The 22,470-nt window shown below is 46.8% G+C and carries 16 protein-coding genes; 1 reads left to right on the forward strand and 15 read right to left on the reverse strand.

Going from position 1 to position 22,470, the window contains the following annotated elements; all coding sequences use genetic code 11:
* Positions 1–20 precede the first annotated feature (20 nt).
* From polA to glmS, 15 genes are all read right to left on the reverse strand, one after another.
* Positions 21–2,711 carry a DNA polymerase I gene (polA, locus tag AOQ32_RS02530; protein WP_059393451.1) on the reverse strand — a complete coding sequence of 897 codons (2,691 nt, stop codon included), beginning with the start codon at positions 2,709–2,711 and terminating at the stop codon, positions 21–23.
* A gap of 81 nt (positions 2,712–2,792) precedes the next feature.
* Positions 2,793–3,518, reverse strand: a complete 726-nt coding sequence (locus tag AOQ32_RS02535; RefSeq protein ID WP_059393452.1) for a Bax inhibitor-1/YccA family protein — start codon at positions 3,516–3,518, stop codon at positions 2,793–2,795.
* A gap of 82 nt (positions 3,519–3,600) precedes the next feature.
* On the reverse strand, positions 3,601–4,935 hold the full coding sequence (gene murC, locus AOQ32_RS02540) for a UDP-N-acetylmuramate--L-alanine ligase (RefSeq protein ID WP_059393453.1): 1,335 nt from the start codon (positions 4,933–4,935) through the stop codon (positions 3,601–3,603).
* A gap of 14 nt (positions 4,936–4,949) precedes the next feature.
* Positions 4,950–5,606: a YtpR family tRNA-binding protein gene (gene ytpR, locus AOQ32_RS02545; protein WP_059393454.1), complete on the reverse strand. Its 657-nt coding sequence runs from the start codon at positions 5,604–5,606 to the stop codon at positions 4,950–4,952.
* A 51-nt stretch (positions 5,607–5,657) separates the two neighbouring features.
* Positions 5,658–6,335 carry a 5'-methylthioadenosine/adenosylhomocysteine nucleosidase gene (locus tag AOQ32_RS02550; RefSeq protein WP_059393455.1) on the reverse strand — a complete coding sequence of 226 codons (678 nt, stop codon included), beginning with the start codon at positions 6,333–6,335 and terminating at the stop codon, positions 5,658–5,660.
* Between the two features lie 21 nt (positions 6,336–6,356).
* Entirely contained in the window at positions 6,357–6,665 is a 309-nt protein-coding gene (locus tag AOQ32_RS02555) for a hypothetical protein (protein ID WP_059393456.1), read from the reverse strand.
* The gene (locus AOQ32_RS02560; RefSeq protein ID WP_059393457.1) at positions 6,622–7,230 is read right to left on the reverse strand and encodes an NUDIX hydrolase; all 609 of its coding nucleotides are present in this window, start codon (positions 7,228–7,230) and stop codon (positions 6,622–6,624) included. Before AOQ32_RS02560 ends, AOQ32_RS02555 begins: the two co-directional genes overlap by 44 nt.
* 2 nt (positions 7,231–7,232) lie before the next feature.
* Complete coding sequence (locus tag AOQ32_RS02565; protein WP_059393458.1) at positions 7,233–7,448, reverse strand: cold-shock protein; 216 nt, start codon at positions 7,446–7,448, stop codon at positions 7,233–7,235.
* A 121-nt stretch (positions 7,449–7,569) separates the two neighbouring features.
* Positions 7,570–9,021, reverse strand: a complete 1,452-nt coding sequence (locus AOQ32_RS02570) for an NCS2 family permease (protein WP_047975241.1) — start codon at positions 9,019–9,021, stop codon at positions 7,570–7,572.
* Positions 9,022–9,267: 246 nt separating this feature from the next.
* Complete coding sequence (locus AOQ32_RS02575) at positions 9,268–13,581, reverse strand: PolC-type DNA polymerase III (protein WP_059393459.1); 4,314 nt, start codon at positions 13,579–13,581, stop codon at positions 9,268–9,270.
* Between the two features lie 55 nt (positions 13,582–13,636).
* On the reverse strand, positions 13,637–15,373 hold the full coding sequence (locus tag AOQ32_RS02580; protein WP_059393460.1) for a proline--tRNA ligase: 1,737 nt from the start codon (positions 15,371–15,373) through the stop codon (positions 13,637–13,639).
* A 78-nt stretch (positions 15,374–15,451) separates the two neighbouring features.
* Positions 15,452–16,705 carry an RIP metalloprotease RseP gene (rseP, locus tag AOQ32_RS02585; RefSeq protein ID WP_059393461.1) on the reverse strand — a complete coding sequence of 418 codons (1,254 nt, stop codon included), beginning with the start codon at positions 16,703–16,705 and terminating at the stop codon, positions 15,452–15,454.
* A gap of 80 nt (positions 16,706–16,785) precedes the next feature.
* Complete coding sequence (locus tag AOQ32_RS02590; RefSeq protein ID WP_047975237.1) at positions 16,786–17,583, reverse strand: phosphatidate cytidylyltransferase; 798 nt, start codon at positions 17,581–17,583, stop codon at positions 16,786–16,788.
* 92 nt (positions 17,584–17,675) lie between these two features.
* The gene (locus tag AOQ32_RS02595; protein ID WP_083994365.1) at positions 17,676–18,461 is read right to left on the reverse strand and encodes an isoprenyl transferase; all 786 of its coding nucleotides are present in this window, start codon (positions 18,459–18,461) and stop codon (positions 17,676–17,678) included.
* Between the two features lie 146 nt (positions 18,462–18,607).
* Complete coding sequence (gene glmS / locus AOQ32_RS02600; protein WP_059393462.1) at positions 18,608–20,413, reverse strand: glutamine--fructose-6-phosphate transaminase (isomerizing); 1,806 nt, start codon at positions 20,411–20,413, stop codon at positions 18,608–18,610.
* 238 nt (positions 20,414–20,651) lie between these two features.
* On the opposite strand from glmS, the gene ade reads away from it, so the two are divergent.
* Positions 20,652–22,310: an adenine deaminase gene (gene ade, locus AOQ32_RS02605; RefSeq protein ID WP_059393463.1), complete on the forward strand. Its 1,659-nt coding sequence runs from the start codon at positions 20,652–20,654 to the stop codon at positions 22,308–22,310.
* Positions 22,311–22,470: the final 160 nt, after the last annotated feature.

Raw genomic sequence — 22,470 nt, forward strand, 5'->3', positions numbered from 1 at the left:
TTCAGCTGGTGATGACCACCTTACTTGGCTTCGTACCAAGTTGGACCGGCGTGGTCCTCAACTTTCAATGGTACGGACAAAGAAACGGCAGAATCCATCACGGAGGTTACTAACTTTCGTACTTGCTCTAACTCCTCTTTTGGACATTCAAAGACCAGTTCATCGTGAACCTGCAAAAGCATTTTGGCTTGCAAGCCCTCCTTGGTTAAGGCCTGGTCAACCTTAATCATGGCAATTTTGATAATATCAGCCGCCGAACCTTGAATTGGCGAATTCATCGCTGTTCGTTCAGCAAATGATCGTCGGTTAAAGTTTTTGGCATTAATCTCGGGCAAGTAGCGACGGCGATGTTCAATTGTTTCAACAAAGCCATCCTTATGGGCCTGCTCCTTAATCTGTTCCATCCAACCATGAATCTTAGGAAACTCTTTGAAATAGGTTTCGATAAAGGACTTGGCGTCCTTGCGCGAAATGCCAAGGTTCTTTGATAAACCAAAATCAGAAATACCGTAGACGATTCCGAAGTTGACGGCCTTGGCTGTCCTTCGATGGTTGGCATCAACCGGCTCATCTGCCTTCAGGCCAAAGACGGCGCGGGCCGTTTCGGCGTGAATATCTTCATCCTCCATGAAGGCCTTCTTCATGTTGGGATCACCGGTGATGGCGGCCAAAACTCGTAATTCGATCTGCGAGTAATCGGCTCCAAAGATTAGCCAATCCGGATTACTGGGAACAAAGGCGTGGCGAATCTTGCGCCCCTCCTCCGTCCGCATCGGAATATTTTGCAGGTTTGGATCAACTGATGACAATCGGCCGGTCTGGGTCAACGTCTGTAAGAACCGGGTGTGGATCTTCTGGTCGGCTTGATCAACCACGGCCAAGAGGCCATCAACGTAAGTTGACTTAATCTTTGCCAGTTGCCGGTACTCAAGAATATGGCTAACAATTGGCGCCTGCGGTGCCAGTTCCTCCAAGACTTCAACGGCGGTTGAATAACCAGTTTTCGTCTTTTTAATCACTGGCAAGTTCATCTTTTCAAAGAGCAACGTTCCTAATTGCTTGGTTGAATTAATGTTGAATTCTTCACCGGCAATCTGGTAAATCTCTTCTTTGAGTTGGCCGATTTTTTCGTCGAGTTCCTGGCCCATCTTTTCCAGACGGTCTTCCTTAACGGCAAACCCTTGGGCTTCCATCTTGGCCAAGACGAATGACAATGGCAACTCGATATCATGGTAGAGGTCCGTTTGCTTGTGCTCAGCCAATTCCTCAAAGGCTTTGTCACGTAAGCCATAAAGCGCTTCTGCTTTATGGCCGAGGTGATCAAAGACTTCTTGATCATCGGTTGGTACAAAGAACTTAGCACCCTTGCCATAAAAATCTTCATCGGCTGGCAGGTACAAACCAAAGCGAGCGGCCAAAGTCGATAGGACGTTGTCATTGCCAACCGTATCAAGCAGATAGGCGACGAGCATAAAGTCGAAATCAACTCCGGCAAGCGTCAAGTCCAAGCGGTGCATCAATACCCAAACTTCCTTGGCATTGAAGAGGCGCAACTTCTGTTCTGGATTTTCAATCAGGTCACGTAGTGTCTGATTTTCAAACCAGGTAAAGTCACGACTAGCAAAGTACCCTAAATCATCATTACCGATAGCAAAAGCGAGCATGTCGGCCGTATGATAATTATCTGCATCCGTATCAATTTGGATGGCCAAGGTATCTGCCTTGGCAAGATCAGCTAGGGCCGCTTCGTCCAACTCCTTCACTGGGTGGAAGTTAGCACTCTGTGACTCAGCATCCTCAACGGAAGTATCATCTTGACCGACCAATTGGTGTGCCTTCAGCTTGGCCAGTGCTGATTTGAAATGCAAACTTTCAAACAGTTCAACCAAGCCCTTGGTTTTTGGCCCATTGTATGCCAGGTCATCCAAGGAGATTGATAAATCAGCATCCGTAATGATGGTGGCCAACTTCTGTGCCCGGTAAGCGACTTCCTTATCCGCAATCAAGTTTTCCTTCATCTTGGACTTTTTCATGTCGTCAACGTGGGCATATAAGTTATCCAGGTCATGATATTCAGTCAACAACTTCAAGGCTGTTTTTTCACCAACCTTTGTGACCCCTGGATAATTATCAGAAGTATCACCAGTCAAGGCTTTTTTATCGATAATCTGTGCCGGTGTCAACCCGAACTTTTCTTGGATATAAGCGGGTGTGTATTCTTCAATCTGAGTCACACCCTTTTTGGTAATTTTCACAGTCACCTTATCGGTGGCCAACTGCGTCAAATCTTGGTCTCCAGTAATGATGATGACATCATCACCCGCTTTTTCTCCTTCCCGTGACAGTGTCCCAATGATATCGTCTGCTTCCAAACCATTTTGTTCGTAATTATGAAGGCCATGGGCCAACACCATCTCACGAAGGTATGGAAACTGTTCCTTAAATTCAACCGGCGTCTTATCCCGACCACTCTTATAGTCGGCATAGAGGTCACCGCGAAAGGTTTCCTTACCTGATTTGGCATCCCAAGCAACAAGAGCGAAGTCAGGTTGCATTGGTAAGACGATTGATTCTAAAAAGTTATTAAAAGCCACAAGGGCATTGGTGTGTAATCCTTCCGGTGTTACCATTCGGTCTAGCTGTTGGTACATCGCGTAGAAAGCCCGAAACGCCAGCGAATTCCCATCAATTAAGAGTAGTTTTTTAGTCATTGGTTAGTCCTTATTTAACTTGTTTGTAGTTTAGCACAAAAAAAGCTCGCCGAAGCGAGCAATGTTAGTTTTTCTGACGTGTTAATTTCGGTTATCGCCGAAAAGTTGGATTAAAGCGTAGAAAATGTTCATGAAATCAAGGTAGAGCATCAAAGCCCCTGACACGGCCAAGCCGGTTGTCTGAGCTTCACTAGCACCATTAGCTGACAATTGAACATAAACTTGACGCAATGTATTGTTGTCGTAAGCCGTGTACAAAGCGAACACGATAACAGTTGCCACTGAAATCAACAAGTGCATGGTTGAAGAACCCATGAAGATGTTAATCACTGATGCCACGATAATCCCAATCAATGAACCAAATAGGATTGGGCCCATTGAAGCCATTGACTTCTTTGAGAAGTAGCCATAGGCAGCCATTCCGGCAAACAATGCCGCAGTTGAGATAAACGCAGCGCCGACTGAAGCGGCCGTGTAAACGGCCAAAATCAAACCAAGCGTTAAGCCTTGGACGGCCGAGAAGGCCATCAAAAGGCCAAAGGCCTTTGAGGGATTATTCGCGAATGAAGCGCTACGAATCATGGCCACAATGACCAATTCAACGACAACAACCGCTGCCATCCCAATCCAGCTACCCAAAAATAGTTGGGCAACTTGTTGCAAAAAGAAATGTTGAACGACGTAGCCTGCAACGGCCGTTACAGCCAAGGCAATTGCCATATAGCCATAAACACGCTGGAAGAAGGACTTCATGCCTTCATCAGCGCCCGTCACATCGCGGCGAGCGTTCATATCAAAATTATCCATCAGATACCTCCCATTGGTATTGTCAATTTTTCTATCTATATGATAACAAAAAAATCTTAATCTTAGATTAAAGGATGGCCCCTTAATTCAAATCAGGTAAAGTTTGACCGAGCAACTTTTCATAAGCATACTCGTACTTTTGAATATCGCCGGCACCCATAAAGACCAAGACGGCGTCGTGGTGCTTCAACAATGGTGAGACATCGTCTTCCTTCAAGACAACAGCGCCATTTGGCAAAGCATCGGCAATATCTTGGGCTGAAACTGTCCCCTTACTTTCTCTGGCAGAACCAAAGATAGGCGTCAAATAAACAGTATCAGCCGCCTGCAAAGCTTGCGCAAATTCATCCTTATAAGCAATTACCCGAGTAAAGGTGTGCGGCTGAAAGACCGCCACAATTTCCTTCGTTGGGTACTTTTGCCGAGCGGCATCAATCGTTGCTTGAATTTCCGTTGGGTGGTGAGCGTAGTCATCGATAATGACAATATCTTGGACCTTCTTTTCAGAGAAGCGACGCTTCACCCCAGGATAAGTCAACAAGTGCGCACGCACATTTGCCAAGTCCAACCCTTCCAGGTAAGCAACGGCAATGACCGCTGTGGCATTATAGACGTTATGCTGACCAAAAATTGGAATTGCAAATTCGCCCAAGTCCTGCCCCTTAAAGCTCACTGAAAAAGTGGAACCGGAAGTCGTCTTCTTAACATCACTAATCAAGAAGTCATCACGACCGGCCTGATCACCGTAGTAATACACGGGCACGTCAACACCCAAATTTTGCAAGCTCGGATCATCACCCCAAGCCACAATGCCCTTTTTAACACCCTTGGCAAAGTCAACAAAGGCCGAGCGGACATCTGCCAAATCGTGGTAGTAGTCCGGATGGTCAAAGTCAATGTTGGTCAAAATGGCATAGTCGGGGTGGTATGGCGCAAAGTGACGCCGGTATTCATCAGCTTCCAAAACGAAGAAATCAGAATCCGCCACACCGTGACCAGTTCCGTCCCCAATCAAGTACGAGGTATTCGCAACATTCTTAAAGACGTGTGATAAAAGACCAGTGGTTGAAGTTTTACCGTGAGCCCCAGCGACCGCAATGGTCGTAGCCTGGTCGATTTGTTGCGCAACAGCTTCCGGATAAGAAATCATCTTGACCCCGGCCTGCAATGCTGCCTGAACTTCCACCTGGTCATCTTCAAAGGCATTACCACGAATAAAAATCGCATCCTGATTATCCAAGACGTTTTGAGCGTCAAAAGGTAAAATCTTAATGCCCGCTTGCTCCAATGGCGCTTGCGTATAAGTGAACTGGTCAATATCCGACCCTAAGACCTCGTTGCCTTGGTCATGTAAAATTTGGGCAAGGGGTCCCATCCCAGTCCCCTTAATCCCGATAAAATAATACTTCTCTGACATGACAGTCGCCCCTCTTAATAGTTTGTATCAATCAAGCCGTCCGCATACAAACTTTGGGCAGCAGCAAAATCAAAAGCCTGGCCAATTTGGCCAAAGTCAGCTGGCAAAACCAAGGCCCCTGGCTTATCGGGTGCCCCTGGCAACTTCAATTCGCGGCCAGAAACAATCATACCGGCTGATGGCACACCGCGCAAAGCACCATCCCAAATGATGGCACCTGAAGGCATCATCGAACCGGGCTTAGCAACCACGACACGGATTCCCTCTTGCATGTTCGGGGAACCAGAAACGATTTGGAGGCTTTCACCATTGCCAACGTTTGCCTGTGTCACGTGTAGGTGATCAGAATCAGGGTGAGCAGTCATTGAAACGACTTCACCAACAACCAAGTTTGATTGTTCAACGGCAATGGCATCGTCAAAACCAGCATCTTGCAAAATCTGGTTAACTTGTGCCACTTGGCTTTCCGTCAAGAAAACTTGACCAGCTTGGTCGGTCAATGCCAAAGCTGCGCCGGCACCTTCAATGTTGATGCCCAACGTTTGCTGACTTTCGGCATCAACAACCTTAGTCACCTGTCCCTTGGTTTCTTGGGCAACCTTCCCTGTCGCTGGAGCAAAAGTTAACATCAAAATATCGCCAACTGCTGCTTGATTATAAACTGCAATCATGATTTTTCATCCTCTAATTTCAAATATTTTCAATCGCTGGCTGTCCGCTCATTAGGCAGACAATGAGTCCAGATAAGCCAGTAATAACTGGGCTGATTTTTGGCCGGCTTCGACAACAAACTCGTCAAAGGTCACAGATGATTCACCATTGGCCAAATCAGAAACGCCCCGCAAAACAATAAACGGCACGTTAAAGCGCGTTGCCACTTGAGCAACCGCTGCCCCTTCCATTTCGGCCAAGAGGGCCTTGGGGAAGTGTTGTTTAATTTCTTCTTTTTTGTCCTGCTGAACAAAGCTATCACCAGACACAATCAAGCCAGCTTGGCTATCCGTCAAGGCTTCAAATGCCTTAACCAAGTCCGCATCAGCTTCGAAGTAAGCTGGTTGGGCTGGCAACTGACCAAAATCATAGCCGAAGACTGTGACGTCGGCATCAAAGTATGTCAACTTCGTACCGATAACCAAATCACCAATAGCCAATTCCGGCTGCAATGCACCGGCAGAACCGGTGTTGATAACCACGTCCACATGAAAGACCTGGGTCAAAATCGTCGTTGCCGTTGCGGCAGCAACCTTACCAATCCCTGATTCCGCTAAAAAGATTTCTTGACCGGCATACTCACCAACCAAAACCGTCAAATCAGCAAAGCTTTTTTCAACGGGATTTTGGATAGCGTTCGTCAATGCCTTTTTTTCTTCAGGCATTGGGGTAATAATTCCAACTTTCAAAGTAGGTGTCCTCACTGATTTTTAGTTAAAGTTGACAAAGAAAAAGAAGAGATAAGTCAAGACAATCAAAACCGCCACAAAAATCATGCCGCGGTTATAGCGGTATGCTAGGCGGTCCGTCTTACCTTTTTCCGTTAATTCACCATTTGATCCCAGTTCAAAGCGGCCCTTTTTCGTCAGGCGCATCTCGGCTCGGTTTTCCGGTTCAACCACTGTGATTTCATCCGGATGAGCCTTTTCATATTCGCGTTCAACTTGCCTGCGCATCTTTGCCCGCTTCTTATCTTCACGACTTTGCCGTGACCGGGTGAAAAAATGATTGTTTGCCATTTGTTAATCTCCAATTTGTCCAGTAGAAATAAGCCGTCAACGTCTTTTGATCATTGAGTTCGCCTCGTTGATAAAGTGCGGTCATTTCATCATAGGAAACCGTCAATAGGTCCAAGGATTCGCCATGGTCCTGCGGCAGTTGTTCAGCATTTGCTAGAGCCGTCATATCGGTTGCCAGGTAAAGGGCAATTCTGGCATCCGTAAAGCCAATGGCTTCATAAACGGTCGCAAATTTAGTCAAAGAACCGGGATGAAAACGAATCTCTTCGTTCAATTCTCGGATAGCTGCCTGTCGTGCGGCTTCCTCTTCGTTCCCATGGTCGCGACTGTCAACTTTCCCAGCCGGGATTTCTAAGACAAAATCATCAGCTGCAGCGCGCCATTGACGAACTAAGATAGCGTGATCGGCATCTACTAATGGCAAGATGCCAACGGCCAAGGCGTGGTGCACGATATCGCGTTGCGCCTGACTCCCGTCAGCAAGTTCCACCTGGCGCTTCTCAACGGAGAAAATTTTGCCCTGGTAAACGTCCTGCTTTGATAAAAACCGTTCTTTTTCCGCCATGCTCAGTCCTTTCCGTCAATAACCTGGACTTGAGCAGCTTGAAAGGCGTCCTTGCCTTGAACCAGGACGTAGGCAACTCGTTGCCCCTGGTGGAGAGATTTAAAACCATCTCCAGCAATGCCGTTAAAGTGGACGTAAACGTCCGGTCCCTTTTGATCGGGTGTGATATAGCCATAGCCGCGTTCGGCTTGCCAAATTTTTACTGTTCCATATTTCATAGCTCTATTATAGCAAAAAACGGCCTGAATCGCTTGGTAAAAGTCTTCTTTCTGTAAAATCAGGAACGAAATTTGCCAACAAAAAAAGACGACCAAAGTCGTCTTTCAATCCTGATTTGCTTTAAATAATCGCAATCAAGATAAAGTTAATTAAGAAGAAGGCAGTAATCACCAACAAGATTGGTGACAACGTCTTGAATTGCTTTTGCGCAATCTTAACCACGATATAGAAAATAAAGCCAGCGGCAATTCCATAAGAAATTGAATAAGAGAAGGCCATGAAAATCGATGTAAAGAAGGCTGGCAAGGCAACGGCCAAATCCGCCCAATCAATCTTCTTGAATTCGGCCATCATCATGATTCCAACCACAATCAAAAGTGGTGCAATAGCGGCCGTTGGTACAATTGATACCAATGGTGCCAAGAAAAGCATCAGCAGGAAGCCAACTGAAGTCACCACATTGGCCAAACCAGTTCGTCCACCCGCAGCGACCCCGGTTGCTGATTCAATAAAGGTTGTTGTATTCGAAGTGCCAACGGCTCCGGCCAAAGTTGTCGTAAAGGTATCAACGACCAAGGCCTTATCCATCTTAGAATTAAAGGAGTTATCAGCAACAAAGGCTTCTTGATCTTCCTTGGAGAAGATACCCGTCTGGTTACCAATTCCAATCAAGGTTCCAATGGCATCAAACAAGCCAGTCAAGCCCATGGCGAAAATCGTAACGACTGCCAAAATGGTCTTTTGCCAAGTACCGAAGAGCGACTGCATGCCGTGTGGCCCAAAGGCAGCACCAAAGGTTGATGAGAATTCAGAAAAGGCGTGTGGCAAAGAAGTGGCGGCTGACATATGCACGTCTGTCACACCCATTGGAATACCAATCAAAGTCGTTGCAACCAACGTAATCAAGAATGCACCTGGGACCTTTTTAATCAACATAAAGGTCAATAACAGCAAGCCAATCAAGGCCAAAAGTGCTGGTGATTGTGTAAACTTCGTTAATTCTGGCGTTACCCCGCCAGAGGCCAACAATGAAGTCAATGGTCCGTGAACTGACCCACCGTTGTAGGCCTTATCATTAACGGTAATCAAGTTGTTGCCATCAATCACAAAGTTGATGAATCCGGCATTCTTCAAACCAATATAGGTCACGAAGACGCCTAACCCACCACCGATTGCGGCTTTTAACTCAGTTGGAATGGCTTTCACAATTGCTTGACGACCATGGGTCAACGTAATGATGACATCCAAGATTCCAACCAAGAAGACGATGGCCAAAGCCTGCTGCCATTTAAAGCCAAAGCCAAAGACGATGGTATAAGTGAAATAGGCCTGCATCCCGATTCCGGGAGCTAGGGCAAAGGGAACGTTGGCATACAAGCCCATCGCCAAGGTTCCAAAAACAGCAACGATAATGGCAGCCACGAAGACAGCCAAAGCTGGCATCCCCGTTTGTCCCAAAATTTGTGGGTTCAAGAAGAAAATGTAAGCCATAGACACAAAAGTCGTAATCCCGGCAACCACTTCACGGCGCACCGTGGTGTTGTTTTCCTTGAGTTTAAAAAATGATTGCATGATATCCGGCTGGCAAAGCGCCGGCTCCTTTTCTTATTTTTTTGATAACTGCTGATATCCGCCACAGCAGTGATGCACTTTTGTCTTAACTATCTCACGGTCCTGCTGAAAAATCAAACATGAACGTTCTGACAGTCTTGCTTCAAAAGCAAACGTTGACGCTCTGATAGCCCTACTTAAAAGTCAAGCAATAACCGCCCGACAGTCCCATCTAAAAAGTAGACACGAACTATCTGATGGCCCTACTTAAAAATCAAACAAAGACAACTGATTTTCATCCGGCAAGTCCGAGATAACCGAATGTAGCGTTAAGAACTCGATAATGGTCTGAGAAACCTTGCCCCGCTTCTTCAAGTCTTCCTTACTGATAAACTTCTTTTCGGCGCGGGCCGCCACAATTTGCTTGGCCACGTTGTCGCCCAAACCAGGAATCGTTGAGAACGGCGGAATTAATTCATTACCATCAATGACCCAATCCGTCGCTTCTGATCGGTAAAGGTCGACCATTTTAAAGGAAATCCCTCGCTCTAGCGCTTCATTGGCCATTTCCAAGACAGTCTGTAGGTCTTGGTCACCCTTGGTGGCATCATTACCGAGGTCACGAATCTTGGCGATGGCTGATTTAACCGCTTCCTTACCACGGGCCATGGCAACCACATCAAAGGCCGAAGCACGGACTGAGAAATAAGTGGCGTAATAGACCGCTGGGAAGTAGACCTTAAAGTAGGCAATCCGCAACGCCATCAACACGTAGGCCGCCGCGTGCGCCCGGGGAAACATATACTTAATCTTCAAACAAGATTCGATATACCACTCCGGCACCTCATGCTTGCGCATCAGTGCCTGGTACTCATCGGTAATACCCTTTCCCTTTCGAACCTTTTCCATGATGTTAAAGGCATCCTCAGAAGGCAGGCCATAGCCGATTAAATCAGTCATGATTTTATCACGGGTTCCAATCACCGTTGCGATTGTCGCCGTACCGTTTTCGACCAAGTCGTGGGCGTTTCCCAGCCACACATCCGTTCCGTGGGACAGACCAGAAATCTGTAGCAACTCCGAATAGGTGTGTGGTTGCGTGTCTTCCAACATCCCCCGCACAAAGTTCGTTCCAAATTCGGGCAACCCAAGGGTCCCGGTCTTCGAATTAATTTGCTCAGGGGTCACCCCTAAGGCCTCGGTTGAGGTAAAGAGGCTCAAAACACCTGGGTCATTGGCTGGGATTGACTGTGGGTCAATCCCGGACAAATCCTTCAGCGTCCGGACCATCGTGGGATCATCATGTCCCAGAATATCCATCTTCAAAAGATTATCATGAATCGAATGGTAATCCATGTGGGTGGTTTGCCACAAGGCCGTTTGGTCATCGGCTGGATATTGTACTGGGGTGAAATCATAAATATCATAGTCGGCTGGGACAATTAGAATACCACCGGGGTGTTGCCCCGTCGTCCGCTTGACCCCGGTAATACCGGAAGCCAACCGTTCTACTTCGGCGCCACGGTAGTGCTTATCATGGTCACGTTCATAGGCCTTCACATAACCAAAGGCCGTCTTTTCAGCCACGGTCGCAATCGTGCCGGCACGGTAAACCTTCTTTTCACCGAACATCACCTTCATATAATTATGGGCAATCGGCTGGTAGTCACCTGAGAAGTTCAAATCGATATCGGGCACCTTATTTCCGGTGAAGCCCATGAAGGTTTCGAAAGGAATATTTTGCCCGTCACCAATCAGCATTTCACCGGGGTGGTTTGGGTCTTCCTTGTCGGGCAAATCATAGCCCGAACCATACTTTTTTTCATCGGCTAACTCAAAGTAATCGCCATGAGCCGACCGATAATGTGGTGGCAAGGGATTCACTTCGGTAATTCCAGACATGGTGGCCACGAAAGACGATCCAACCGAACCACGAGAACCAACCAGGTAGCCGTCTTTATTGGACTTGGCCACCAGGCGTTGGGCAATCATATAGTGCGGCGCAAAGCCGTTACCGATGATTGACTTCAACTCCCGGTCGATTCGTTCTTGGATCAAATCAGGTAGTGGGTCGCCGTATGCTTCTTTGGCAGCAGCAAAGGTCTTTTCGCGCAATTCATCACCGGCTTCTGGAATCTTTGGTGGGAATGATCCCTCCTTCAATGGTGAAATATCCTCCACCTGATTGGCAATGGCATGTGTGTTCGTGATGACGACTTGCTTAGCCTCATCCTCGCCCAAGAAGGCAAACTGATCGAGCAAGTCCTGGGTCGTCCGGAAGTGCAAATCCGGCAAGTTTGTCCGGTTCAACGGATTTCCCGGTTGTGACCCAATCAAAATACTGCGATAAATTTTATCTTCGGGGTTCGTATACTTGACGTCGCCCGTTACCGCAACCGGCTTATTCAATTCCTGACCAAGCTGAATCATTTCCTTGATCAGCTTTTCCAGCTTACTTTTATTGGCAATCAATTGGCTATCCAACATTGGTTGGTAGTTTGCCAATGGCTGAATTTCCAAGTAGTCATAAAAGGCAGCCTTCTTCTTAGCCGCTTGATAACCCTTTTCAATCAGCGTGACGATCACATCACCATCAGTATCACCGGTTCCAATCAACAGCCCCTCCCGATATTTAACCAGAACGGACCGCGGAATTCGTGGCACCTTGTTAAAGTAGAGGACATTTGATTCCGAAACCAGGCGATACAGATTTTTTAGGCCAGTCTCATTTTGCACCAAGACAGACAGGTGGAATGGCCGGCCATGACGCCAAGCCCCACCATCGAGCATATGGTCGTTTAACTGATTCAGGTTTGATAGATCAAAGCGTTCCTTAGCCTCTTTTAGTAACTTCCAAGCCAAGTGACCGGTCGTTTCGGCATCGTAAATGGCGCGGTGGGCCTGCTCCAACTCGATACTAAACTTCTTGGCTAAAGTACCCAAACGATAAGACTTATAGTCGGGATACAGCCAACGCGTTAGGGTCAACGTATCGATCACAGGATTTGAAATTGCTTCTTCACCATATCGGTCATAGGTAGCATTCAAGAAGTCCACATCAAAAGTCACGTTATGACCAATCAAAATCGTCCCAGCGGACCATTCCCGAAAGGCATTAATCACATCCTTTTCGGGCTTGGCGTTAGCCACCATGGCATCGGTAATCGACGTTAAGTTCGTCGTAAATTCGGACAGTGGGAAGCCGGGGTTGATATATTCTGAGAACTTGTCAACCACGTTCCCCAGTTCCATCTTCACGGCCGATAATTCAATAATTCGGTCCGAAACGGCCGACAACCCCGTCGTTTCCAAATCAAAGGCGACGTAGGTTTGGTCCTTGGCTAAGAGATCTAAGTCCTTGGTGTTATAAGCAATCGGATCGCCATCCTCAACGACGTTGGCTTCCATACCATAAATCATTTTCAAATTATGCTTTTTGGCCGCAGCAATCGCCGTTGGATACCCTTGAACGTTGCCGTTGTCCATGACCGCCAGCGTCGTCTGGCCCCAGTTTTCAGCCAAGCCAGCCAAGCCGTTAAAATCAGTGACCGCATCCATCCCAGACATATTGGTGTGAGCATGCAGTTCGATACGCTTTTCCTCGCCCTCATAGGGTTCGGATCGCTTTTCGTGGTCAACGACTTGAAGGTCATAGATGTTTAAGGCTAATTCGCGAGCGTAGGTATCCTCTTGCACGTTTCCACGGACCTTAACCCACTGGCCCGCCTTTAATTGATCGAAAACGGCCTCGTCCTGCTCATTATTTGAAAACTTCTTCGCCGTAATTGATGAAGAGTAGTCCGTAATCTTTAAGGTCATTAATTTACGACCAGACCGCAGTTCGCGAACTTCATCGGCAAAGACAAACCCTTCAACGACGACCCGTGACTCCTCACCATCAATTTCCTCTAAGCGAGTGACTGGGATATCAGCGTTGATGGCGCGGCCAAGGCGCAGTGCAACCCCAGATGCAGACTTCTTTGGCTTGGCCGCATTGGCCTTTTCAATGGCCTGATTGATACTTTCTTGAACAGCCTGATGGTGAGACTGGTAATCTTGCGACAACTTTTCCTGCATCTTTTCGTCGACTTGGATGGCAAAGGTCAAATCAGGCAAGCCAAAGCTTTGATAGACTGCTTGCAATTCAGCCAAAACATCCTTCGTCATGGCAGCAGCCAAATTAGGCATTGCCGTGGCAATCAATACCTGACGGTCTTTCGCCAAATTGATTTGAGAAGAAGCCGCTAACTGTTGCCCAACGGCAAAAGGCAGACTGGTTTTGGTCAAGGCGAGATGAAAATAGTCGCGAATCACTTCGTCGCTAACTGTTATATCAGCGGTTTCAATGGCCAAATTAACTGAGGAAACGTGTTGGAAGTTTCCTTTTAGACCTTGGGAAAAGCTCAGATAAACCTGGAATGGCAAAACCTGATTTAACGCCAAGACAAAGCGCCAAGACTTTTCAACCGGATTAACCTCAACCGCCTTTAAGTACCCACCTTGAAAATACGCCCGGTTCTCTTCCCCTTGCTTCGTTTGGGTGAGTAATTGTTCTAATTGTTCTTTTGGGCTCAGCGGCATACAAAAACCTTTCTATGACAGCAAAAAGCCGATCTACATCGGCTTTTTGTCAAACTTACTGTGCATCTTCTTGCCCATCTAATAAGACGGCAATCGATTCATTTACTTCTGAAATACGCATTTCAAATTCAGATTGGGTACCACGAACAGTGACTTCCACAATCCCTTCACCGGCCTTCTTACCAATCGTAATGCGGATTGGCAAACCAATCAAATCAGCATCGGCGAACTTGACACCTGGACGTTCCTTACGGTCATCAACCAAGACTTCTAATCCTTGGTCAGTCAATGAAGCTTCCAATTCAGCCGTGACCTTGGCCTGGTCATCATCCTTCAAGTTGATTGGCACAAGGTGAACATCGAATGGCGCAACGCTTGCTGGCCAAACCAATCCCTTGTCGTCACTCTTTTGCTCTGCAATCGCTGCCAACAAACGAGAAACACCAATGCCATAAGAACCCATAATCATGTCGGTATTGCGGCCATTTTCATCAAGCACTTGCGCACCCAAGGCCTTTGAATACTTCGTTCCTAATTTGAAAATGTGACCAATTTCAATTCCCTTGGTGAATTGCAACTTTCCCTTACCGTCAACGGAAAGGTCCCCTTCCTTGGCCGTCCGGAAATCAGCAACCTGGTCATCGCTTAGTTCCACATCGCGACCCCAGTTCACGTTCAAGAGGTGCTTGCCATCTTCATTGGCTCCTGCGGCAAAGTTGACCAAATCAGCGGCACGTTCGTCAACCAGTAATTGAACGTTTTCTGGCAAACCAACTGGTCCTAATGAGCCAAATGATGCCCCAACAGTTTCCTTAACCAATCCTTCATCGGCCAATTCAACTTCTGGATAGCCCAAATGATTTTGGACCTTAACCAAGTTCACTTCAAAGTCACCAGTTGTCACAACGGCAACCAAGTCTTCATCGGGTGTTACCACCATGATTGTCTTCACTAGTTGAGCAGGATCTTCATCCAAAAGTTCTGCCAATTCTGCAATTGTTTTTGCATTTGGCGTATCAATCTTTTGTAATTCAGCTAATTCTTGCCCCTCTTGTGGATTTTCCTGGCGAACATAAGCATCCTTGGCCATTTCCAAGTTAGCTGCGTATTCGCTTTGATCAGAATAAACAATCGTGTCTTCCCCAGCAGCTGCGGGTGCTGAGAATTCCTTTGAATCAGAACCACCCATGGCACCAGCATCACCAACGATTACCCGGTAATCAATGCCAATTCGATCAAAGATCTTCACGTAAGCTGCTTCCATCTTCGTAAAGGCAGCATCCAAACCAGCTTGATCAGCTGAGAATGAATAAGCATCCTTCATAATGAATTCACGCGTCCGCAAAAGGCCAAAACGTGGGCGACCTTCATCACGGAACTTGGCTTGAATTTGATAAACCAATAATGGTAACTTTTTATAAGACTTCACATCGTTAGCAAAAAGTTCCGTAAAGGTCTCTTCATGCGTTGGGCCCAAGATAAAATCACGGTCCTGACGGTTCTTAAACTTATATAAATCTTGGCCATAAGTAGCATAACGGCCTGACCGCTCCCACAATTCAGCAGGCAAAACTTCAGGCACCAACATTTCGTTGGCATCAACCGCATCCATTTCCTCACGGATGATGGCTTCAATTTTGTTCAACACACGCTTTGCCAATGGTAAGTAAGCAAACATCCCAGCCGTAACGGGTCGGATGTAACCGGCCTTCAAGAGCAATTGATGTGATTTTACTTCGGCGTCAGCGGGAATCTCCCGCAAGGTTGGCATGAAAAGCTGTGATTGTTTCATAAAGTCCTTCTTTCGACTAATTTTAATTAATAGGCAATGGCCTGTCATGAAAAAGCGAATAACATTATTTGTAAATCATTATTGACCCAAGTCCTTAATGGTCACTAAGATCATCAAGACAACCAGCAAGGCTGTTCCAGCACCAGTCAATGTTGTTGCTAACCAGGCAGGCGCAGGTCGCCTGAAGATTCCTTCAATAAGGTCTAAAAAGATTTTACCACCATCTAATGGCGGAATTGGTAAAAGATTGATTAAGCCCAGGTTAACCGATAGCAGTCCCAGCAAGGCTAGCACCGTGACAAATCCTTGGTGCGATGCCTGGGCAGTTGTCTTGGCTAACATCACGGGGCCACCCAGTTTGTTGATTGAAAAGCCACCCACAAAAAGATCCTTGATTCCGTTACCTACTTGGGTAAACCACGTACCCGTATTGAGGAAAGAAAACTTAATTCTTGACAGCGGATCGCGGTAACTTTTCACCCCAACCCCGATTCGAATTTGTTTTTGTCCTGAAACCTCGATCAATTCAGGCGTTACTGTTTTATTCAACGTCTTGCCTGACCGACTGATTTTCAATTGCAGTGATTGGTCGGCCTTCTTCGTCACCTCATTAGCAAAATCAGTAAAGCTCTGAACGCTTTGACCGTTGACGGCCAAAATCTTATCACCAGACTGAATGCCAGCCTGAGCGGCCGGTTCACTCTTGACTACCTGGCCAATAATTGGTTCATTAAAGTGAACTGAAGGCAAGGCAAAACTTAAGATTCCGGAAGCTAAAATAGCCAAAATAAAGTTCATCGCCGGTCCCGCAAAGTTAATCAACAACCGTTTCCAAACAGGCGCTGATTCAACCCACGTGCTTGCGGGAGCAATACGCGTGGTAATCCCCTCTTGGTCGGTCTTAATCGCCGTTTGGGCAACCGTCAACGTTTGCAAGTTTTCTTCATCCTGACGGTAACCGGTCATGGTCATGTCATGGACCAAATCAGCTGAATCGACTTGGAAAAAGAAGCCGGGGCCATCCTGGTCAACCCGCTCATCCATGCTTTCAACTTCGACGGCCTGATTTAAGACCAGTCGAAAACGCTGCCCAGCTTCGAGCTCATCTTTTTCCATCTCGCTCGCCATGCGCACATAGCCCCCAACGGGTAAAAGACGAATCGTATAAGCCGTTTGATTCTTATACCATGATAAAATTTTTGGGCCCATGCCAATAGCAAATTCACGAACCAAGACACCTGATTTTTTGGCGACAATAAAGTGTCCAAATTCATGGAAACCGACCAACAGGCCAAAAACAATCAAAAAAGCGATAATCGCAGTGATGTTCATTTATTTCATCCTTAAAAATAGCTACAAAGTTCTTGTTCTAATTTAGCTGAAAAAAGCAGCCAGACAACAGGTTTTGGATGTTACTGAAGCATCCCCAAGACAGCCATCAAGGGCATCACGACCAACATCGAGTCAAAGCGGTCTAAGATACCACCGTGACCTGGCAAAATGCGACCAGAATCCTTAACACCGAAGTGACGCTTCAAAGCAGATTCAATCAAATCACCGATTTGACCAGCGATTGACAGCAAAACAGCCATGATGACCAAATCCCAGACGGCATATGGCAAAGCATTGGTCAAAGCGTACAAGGTAACCACAACAACCACCGCAATCACTGTCCCACCAACAGAACCTTCCCAGGTCTTGTTAGGTGAGAGGTTCGGTGACAGCTTGTGCTTACCAAAGGCTTTGCCGACAAAGTAAGCAAATGAATCTGTCAACCAAACCAAAAGCATTCCGAAGAATAAGACGGATAAGCCACGGAAATCAGCCAAGTAGAAATAGTGGAATCCTGTTCCAATATAAACCATGGCCAAAAATAGCGTACCAGCATCCTGGAAATTAAAGCTCTTCTTAGCAAAAACCGTTCGAGCAAGGAACAAAAAGGCCAGACCGTAAATCACGGATTGGCTATTGACCGTTGCCGGCCAAAAGCCGCTTTGCCAAAAATCTTTCGGCAGGATGATAGCGACAACTCCGATATAAGAAATCAGGGCTTCAAAAGAAACCAATAGCGTGTGGGTCATCTTCAAAACTTCACTCATCGCCACAATTCCCAAAGCAATGGTCAAAACTAGCAATGGTAAGTCCCCAATAATAATTAAGGGAATAAAAACAATCAAGGCCAAAACGGCCGTAATAATCCGCGTTTTCATCGGAATTTCTCACTTTCAAAATTTAAATCTTTTTTCGTTTATGCCACCCTCTTTTGCATCCGGGTAGCGACTAGATGTCGTGATTACTGATTTTATGAGCTGACCTTACCGAAGCGACGATCACGCTTGGTAAAACTCTCCAGTGCCAATTCGAACTGTTCTTGGTCAAAATCAGGCCAAAGAACCGGCGTAAAGTAAAACTCTGAATAGGCGGCCTGATAAGGTAAGAAGTTCGAGAGTCGTTCTTCACCAGAGGTCCGAATAATCAAATCAGGATCGGCCAAGTCACCTAAAAAGCCTGTCGTTAATTCAGCAGCAAAGGCCGCTGGGTTAATGTCTTCAACCGCCATTTCGCCATTTTGTACCTTTTTAGCCAGTGCCGCTGCGGCATCAACGATTTCTTTTTGGCCACCATAGTTCAAGGCAAAGTTCAAAACCATCCCAGTATTTTGACTGGTTTGTTCCTTAGCGTCGTAAACTGCCTTTTTGGTTGCTTCGGGCAAGGCATCAATATCGCCAATGGTTTCCACCCGAACGTTTTGTTCAATTAGCTCTGGCACAAAGGTATCAAAGAAAGTGACAGGTAGCTTCATTAAAAAGGAAACTTCATCCTTGGGTCGGGACCAATTTTCCGTTGAAAAGGCGTAGAGTGTCAAGACCGAAACGCCAGCCGAAGAGGCTAATTTAGTAACCGTCTTGACCGTCTCCATCCCCTCTTTATGACCCGCTACCCGAGGCATATGTCGCTTTTTGGCCCAACGACCATTTCCATCCATAATAATGGCTAAGTGCTTTGGAATCTTTAATTCATTTAAGACCAAGTGGTGGCCGACTAAATGTTTCTTTTTATGTGAAAATACCTTTGCCAACAGGCTCATCGTTTTGTCTCCGTCCGACTTTCGTCATTTAATTCATTCCTCACTATTTTACCAGAAAAAAGCGGGCAAACAAAAAAATGCCGGCTGAAATTCGCCGACATTTTGGTTACTAGTGTTGTTTTTTGATGATTGGGCAGCCAAACACTTTATTGAACCGTGACTGATTTTGCCAGGTTACGAGGACGATCAACATCCAAATGACGGTCCAATGTTGCATAATAAGCAATCAATTGGGCTGGGATAACAGCCAAGATTGGCATCAACAATTCTTCCACTTCAGGCAAAACAAAAGCATCGCCATCCTTAGTCAAGCTCTTTGAAGCAATCACAACCGTATTAGCACCACGGGCAGCAACTTGAGCCACTTCACCACGGAGCAAGCCGGCCGTCTTCTTTTGCGTCAACAACGCGAAGACCGGCGTACCATCTTCAATCAAAGAAATCGTACCGTGCTTCAATTCCCCGGCCGCAAAGCCTTCTGTCTGCACGTAAGAGATTTCCTTCAACTTCAAAGCCGCTTCCAAAGCAACCGCAGCATCCAAGCCACGACCGATATAAAAGGCTGACTTTTGATCCTTCAGGGCCGTTTCAGCAATCTTCTTAAAGGTTTCCTTTTCATCCGTAATGGCTGAAATTTCAACAGCGACCTTGGCCAATTCGGCCTTCAAATCAAAGCCTGGCTTTCCCAAGGCTGAAGCCAAGATGGCTTGAACCAGAACTTGGGCCGTGTAAGCCTTGGTTGAAGCCACGGCGATTTCTGGGCCGGCCAAGACTGGCAAGGCAAAATCAGCTTCGCGGGTCAACGTTGAGTTCATCACGTTGGCCAACGTCAAGGCTGGGAATCCCTGCTTCTTGACGTTATCCAACACTTCACGAGAATCAGCCGTTTCACCAGACTGAGACAAGAAGATAAAGAATGGCTTAGCTGACAACATTGGTTGGTCGTAAGCAAATTCCGAAGCAATGTGCACTTCCGTTGGAATCTTTGCCCATTGTTCGAAGTAACGCTTTCCAACCAAACCGGCATGGTAAGAAGTTCCAGCTGCCACAATGTACAGGCGGTCCGCTTCCTTCATCTTGTCGGTGATGGCGCAACCGATTCCTTGCAACTGTCCCTCTTCATCGAAATAATGAGCAGCAATGTTGCGAGCAACGACCGCTTGTTCATCGATTTCCTTCAACATGTAGTAAGGGTAAGCGCCCTTGTCCGTGTCTTCTGGGTCAATTTCCAATGTAAAGTGTTCACGATCAACTGGTTCTTCATTAGCATCATAAACAGCCACTGAATCTGGCTTAATGATGGCGATATCCCCATCGCGCAATTCGATGAATTCCTTGGTCACGTCAATCATGGCTGCGGCATCAGACGTTACCACGTTACCATGGTCAGAGACACCAACCAAAAGTGGTGACTTCTTCTTAGCGGCAAACAAAGTACCAGGTTCCTTCGTATCAATCAACAAGAAACCATAAGCTGAGTTGTCACCCAACAAAGAAATCATCTTCCGGAAAGCTTCAACGTTTGACAAGCCTTCTTCAGTAGCAAACTTGTCAACCAATTGAACAGCGACTTCCGTATCAGTTTCAGAAACAAAGTGAACACCTGGCAAGTATTCAGCCTTCAACTCTTGGTAATTTTCGATGACACCGTTGTGAACCAAGTAAAAACGGTCATCGGCTGACTTTTGTGGGTGGGCGTTTTCAATCGTCACATTCCCGTGGGTTGCCCAACGAGTGTGCGCAATACCAGAAGTACCAATAAAGCCGTTGGCCTTCGCCTTTTCAGCTAATTTGGCAACCCGTCCCTTCTCACGAATATAGGCATCATTGCCTGCATTATCCATCAGATAAACACCGGCAGAATCGTAACCACGGTATTCCAACTTTTGCAAACCATGCAAAAGGCATGGCAAAGCCTGTTCAACACCGGTTACTCCAACAATTCCACACATACAAAATTTCTCGCTTTCAAAAAAAATTGGTTTGGTAATACTTTTTAAGTTAACAACTGCTATTTTATCAGTATTCATAGCTTAGTCAATCCCAAAATTAATAATTGGTATAGACTAAATGACCAGCAGTAGTCAACTTTCTTCACAAAGCTGATTTTCCAGGCGTTTAAATCAGTTCCAAAGCCTGGCTGACATGTGCTAAACTAGATAAAATTCAAAACGAAAAAAGGAGTGCACAATGGTACAGCAAGTCGATTACCGTCTTACCGGCGGTCAAGTCTTAAACGTCTTTAATCAGGAATTTGAGGAAAAGGATGTCTGGATTAAAGGCGAAAAGATTGTCTTTGTCGGTGATAACCAGGACTTGGAGGCCAAGACCACTATCGATTACCACGGTCGCTGGCTCGTGCCCGGTTTTATCGATGCGCACCTTCACATCGAATCGTCTTTGCTAACCCCTTCTGAATTCGGCCGTCTTTCCCTTGAAAACGGCGTTACCCGAATCTTCGCTGACCCACACGAAATTGCTTCCGTGGCCGGTATTTCGGGTATCCAGTACATGCTCGATTCCGCCAAGAAGACACCATTACACATCCACTATATGTTGCCATCCTCCGTGCCAGCCACTCCCTTTGAGCACGCTGGTGCCATCTTAAATGCGGACGCCCTGCGGCCCTTCTACCAGCATCCAGAAATCGCTGGTTTAGCCGAAGTCATGGACTTTCCAGCAGTCGCTAACGGCCAGGCCGACATGTTGCAAAAAATTGCAGACGCCCAGGAAGCCCACCGGCACGTTGACGGACACGGTGCTGGATTAGGTCCTGCCGAACTAGCTATCTACCGCGCCTACGGTATTGATACCGACCACGAAGCAACGAGTAAAAAAGAAGCTCTAGACCGTGTCAACGCCGGTATGGCCGTCTTCTTGCGCGAAGGAACCGTTGAACGCGATGAGCTCGCCCTTCTCCCAGCCGTGACAAAGGCCAACGAAGGTCACTTTGCTTTCGCTACCGATGATAAATCAGCTGCAGATATCCAAAAAGAAGGCTCCATCAACTTTAATATCGCCTTGGCCATCCAGAATGGGTTAAAGCCCGAATTGGCCTACACCCTGGCTTCCTATAACGGTGCAACCGCCCACCACCTGCAAAATGTTGGTGCCTTAGCTCCAGGTTTCGAGGCGGATTTGGTCATGCTGACTGATCCAAAGCAAGTTACCATTGACCAGGTCATGGTCGGTGGCCAATTCTTTCAAAACAAGCAAGAGAACGTCTTGCGCCTTCCCGGTCAACAAATCAATTTGACCTTTAGCAAAGCCGATTTGGCCTTGCCATTAGATGCCAGCAAAAAAGCCCACGTGATTGAAATTGAGCCCCACCACATCACCACGAAGCACCAGGTAGAAATGGTGCCAGTTGATGAAGACGGCCAATTTGCACCAAACGAAACCTTCGCCAAGGTAGCCGTGATTGAGCGCTACCACGACCTCGGCCACGGTCTAGGTATCATCAAGGGTCTTTCTCTAAAAGATGGCGCTATCGCTTCCACCATTGCCCACGATTCCCACAACTTGATTGTTGCTGGTGTCAATGATGACGATATGGTCTTGGCTGTTGAAACCCTCAAGAAAATCGGTGGTGGCCAAGTGGTTGTCAGAAACGGTCAGGTAACGACCTTACCATTGCCTATCGGCGGTTTGATGTCTGATTTGCCTTACGAAGAATTAATTCAAAAGCAGCAGACCCTAAATGAAGCCTTTGCCAAAATTTCACCACTAGCCTTCGACCCATTCTTGACCCTTTCTTTCATGGCCCTACCCGTGATTCCTTCGCTAAAAATTACCGACCAAGGACTCTTTGACTTCGCGCAATTTGCCTTTATTCAAATTCAGGATTAAACTATTTCTCATGCAAGCTATTAATATTACCCCAACCGAATTACTCAACGTCCTCGCCGGCCAAGAAGTCACGGCTGACGAAAAGATGACCGGCCAGTTCCTCCTGGTTGCCAAGGAAAATCAGGACCGCCACCTGCCGTCAGCCATGGCGGGGGCCGGC

It is taken from the genome of Fructobacillus tropaeoli (assembly GCF_001047135.2).
GTDB classification, from domain to species: domain Bacteria; phylum Bacillota; class Bacilli; order Lactobacillales; family Lactobacillaceae; genus Fructobacillus; species Fructobacillus tropaeoli.

Coding starts and splice junctions, on each gene's coding strand:
- AOQ32_RS02560 (WP_059393457.1), bottom strand. CDS start 7,230: ATGGCGGAAAAAGAACGGTTTTTATCAAAGCAGGACGTTTACCAGGGC.
- murC (WP_059393453.1), bottom strand. CDS start 4,935: ATGTCAGAGAAGTATTATTTTATCGGGATTAAGGGGACTGGGATGGGA.
- polA (WP_059393451.1), bottom strand. CDS start 2,711: ATGACTAAAAAACTACTCTTAATTGATGGGAATTCGCTGGCGTTTCGG.
- rseP (WP_059393461.1), bottom strand. CDS start 16,705: ATGAACATCACTGCGATTATCGCTTTTTTGATTGTTTTTGGCCTGTTG.
- AOQ32_RS02565 (WP_059393458.1), bottom strand. CDS start 7,448: ATGAAATATGGAACAGTAAAAATTTGGCAAGCCGAACGCGGCTATGGC.
- AOQ32_RS02570 (WP_047975241.1), bottom strand. CDS start 9,021: ATGCAATCATTTTTTAAACTCAAGGAAAACAACACCACGGTGCGCCGT.
- ytpR (WP_059393454.1), bottom strand. CDS start 5,606: ATGATTGCAGTTTATAATCAAGCAGCAGTTGGCGATATTTTGATGTTA.
- AOQ32_RS02590 (WP_047975237.1), bottom strand. CDS start 17,583: ATGAAAACGCGGATTATTACGGCCGTTTTGGCCTTGATTGTTTTTATT.
- ade (WP_059393463.1), top strand. CDS start 20,652: ATGGTACAGCAAGTCGATTACCGTCTTACCGGCGGTCAAGTCTTAAAC.
- AOQ32_RS02595 (WP_083994365.1), bottom strand. CDS start 18,461: ATGAGCCTGTTGGCAAAGGTATTTTCACATAAAAAGAAACATTTAGTC.
- AOQ32_RS02580 (WP_059393460.1), bottom strand. CDS start 15,373: ATGAAACAATCACAGCTTTTCATGCCAACCTTGCGGGAGATTCCCGCT.
- glmS (WP_059393462.1), bottom strand. CDS start 20,413: ATGTGTGGAATTGTTGGAGTAACCGGTGTTGAACAGGCTTTGCCATGC.
- AOQ32_RS02535 (WP_059393452.1), bottom strand. CDS start 3,518: ATGGATAATTTTGATATGAACGCTCGCCGCGATGTGACGGGCGCTGAT.
- AOQ32_RS02575 (WP_059393459.1), bottom strand. CDS start 13,581: ATGCCGCTGAGCCCAAAAGAACAATTAGAACAATTACTCACCCAAACG.
- AOQ32_RS02555 (WP_059393456.1), bottom strand. CDS start 6,665: ATGGCAAACAATCATTTTTTCACCCGGTCACGGCAAAGTCGTGAAGAT.